Origin of the sequence: Helicobacter sp., assembly GCF_022511165.1 — a bacterium.
GTDB lineage: Bacteria > Campylobacterota > Campylobacteria > Campylobacterales > Helicobacteraceae > Helicobacter_C.
This window is the reverse complement of the sequence record NZ_JAFLSB010000080.1, coordinates 1-1,173: the sequence shown is the minus strand read 5'-3', so window position 1 is coordinate 1,173 and position 1,173 is coordinate 1. Positions and strand designations below refer to the sequence as shown.

Here is a 1,173-nt window from a genome sequence, read left to right as displayed (position 1 = left end):
TATCTTAAGGCAAGTTATAAAGATATGAAAACTTTATCAAGTAGGGACTATATGAGCCTACATCTTGGAGTGAGTGTAAATTTTTGATGTATTGTATCTTAATTTGTGGGCTTTCAATAAGCGGCTTTAAAAAAGTCTTGCTGCCAAAAAATGCGCATTAAGCTCACATACTCGCAGTATCTCCTCAAGACTTGCTTTATTTTTGCTCAATATATAAAAAGTCTTATCATCTAGGATATGATAACTCCATATCGCATTCATTCTTTGTGTGGCATCTAACTCATTGATTTGCTCACAAAAGTCAAGCGCACACTTTCGTTTTTGCTTGACATTGTCATTGTTTATATCTTTATTCGCTTTTGTCTCAATCATATAGATTCTGTCTTTGCATTGGCAGAGAAAATCTGCAAAATAAGTAGCTATATTGCCATCTGTGCGTATATATTGCAATCCCGCAAAATGATGGGCGTTAGGTTCGATTTTGATGATTTTATCCACACTTGCTTCTTTATCGCAAAATAGCATAAAATCTTTTTCAAATATTCCTTTATTACTAGGATAGGCTGTTTTTTCATAAATACTTTTGGTGAGATGAAGTGCATATTTTTCACGCATTTTGAGGGTAGAAACTTGTGAAAAATACTCTTTTTTGATTTCTGCAGATGTAATATCAGTGTGGTTTTGCGCCTCACATATAAATTCATTGATTTGCCTTAAAATATGCTCTGTGATACCAAGCCTATGAAACATCAAAATACGCCAATTTCCATTTTCTAGCGGATTAAAGCTTTGTTGAAATAAATCTTGTCGTATAAAGCGGTCTATCACGCGCACAAGGCTTGCTGTATCTACTTGCATTAATGGATAGCTTTTTGCGCCCTTTGTGTGTTTTGTCGTGTTTGCAACTTGAGCGATTTTAAGCAAAAATTCATTATAGTTTTGTGCGTTAAATATATGAGCGCTCACTTTGTATTCACCAAATTTTGTGCCAATAGTCAGCTCTTGAGAAACAAAACTTTCATCTTGGTAGTTTTTTAACTGCTCCTTGAGATGAGCTAAATTGACATTCAAGCCTTTAAAAGTATAGTGCATAGAATCTAGAGGTTTAAGGAATTCTTCTTTGGGGGTGATGATTTTAGGAATATACATATCATATCGTTGATACCCTTCTTT

At 34.2% G+C, this 1,173-nt stretch carries 1 protein-coding gene; it reads right to left on the bottom strand.

The genetic code is table 11. The features are described 5' to 3' along the window. Nucleotides 1-126: 126 nt before the first annotated feature. A partial coding sequence (locus J1E28_RS07785) for a hypothetical protein (RefSeq protein WP_291028482.1) occupies nucleotides 127-1,173 on the bottom strand: 1,047 nt, incomplete at its 5' end.